1 protein-coding gene is annotated in these 958 nt (G+C 38.3%); it reads left to right on the top strand.

Translation table 11 applies throughout. The features are described 5' to 3' along the window. Positions 1 to 87 precede the first annotated feature (87 nt). Positions 88 to 951, top strand: coding sequence for an IS982 family transposase (locus HMPREF2933_RS05270; protein ID WP_070672604.1), 864 nt, complete (start codon positions 88 to 90; stop codon positions 949 to 951). Positions 952 to 958: the final 7 nt, after the last annotated feature.

The raw sequence follows: 958 nt of genomic DNA, 5'->3' as shown, positions 1-958 counted from the left end.
TACCCGTGGTGCTATTTAATTTCAAAATACTATAAAAGCCCAAAAGGACTATACTGTAAGTAACGAAACAAACAGGAGGTAGTCCTAATGAGCCACTTACATTATACCGATAAATCCCATCATTTACAATGGAATATGAAACAATTATCCCAAATCAGTTCTCAATTTTATCGAACTTACTGCCCTGATTTGTTGAAACATCGTCGCAATATCGGTTTAGCCAAAGTTTCAGATGAGTCTCTTCTTGTTTTATTGCTGCTTCAAGCTGAGTTAGGAATAACATCTCAACGCCGTTTTTACAGGATTTGTCAACTTTTCTTTGGGGGCAACTTGCTAGAAAGAAGTCGATTTAACAGACGGACAAAACACTTGATTTGGTTGGTTCAACTCATTCGACAAGCCTTGAGTGGGGCACTCTCGCCAGATAGCATTGTGATTATGGACAGTTTTCCATTGCCACTTTGCCAGCCTATTCGCAATCATAGAGCCAAGATTTTCAGTGATTTCGCTGATATTGGGTATAATGCTGCTAAAAACCTTTGGTTCTATGGTTTTAAAGTCCATATGTTGGTCACTTTGTCGGGTTATATCCTCAACTATGTTGTGACACCAGCTTCTGTACACGACATCAAAGTCGTTGACGAGCTCCTAGAAGGATGGAAACAATCTATAGTTCTTGCCGATTTAGGCTATCTCAGTCAAGAGCTAAAAGATACGTTAGAACAGAAAGGATATCACTTATGGACACCTTTACCTCAAAACATGGTCGGTGCAGAACAACATAATTACTGGCAGTTACTTGTCATGAGAAGAACGATTGAAAATCGCTTTTCTGAACTTTGTGCGCTATTTGATATTGAGCACACGTTGACTAGAAGTATCATGGGACTACAATTGAGAATGGAACAAATCATACTAGATTATAATTTGAGATATTTTGAAATTAAATAGCACCACG

The sequence above is a fragment of the Streptococcus sp. HMSC066F10 genome (genome assembly GCF_001813805.1).
In the GTDB taxonomy this organism is placed as follows: Bacteria; Bacillota; Bacilli; order Lactobacillales; family Streptococcaceae; genus Streptococcus; species Streptococcus vaginalis.
The sequence above is the reverse complement of the archived record's forward strand: the minus strand, read 5'-3'. Positions and strand labels throughout refer to the sequence as shown.

What these genes read in the sequence shown, in the direction of transcription:
- HMPREF2933_RS05270 (WP_070672604.1), top strand. Translation starts at nt 88, where the DNA reads ATGAGCCACTTACATTATACCGATAAATCCCATCATTTACAATGGAAT.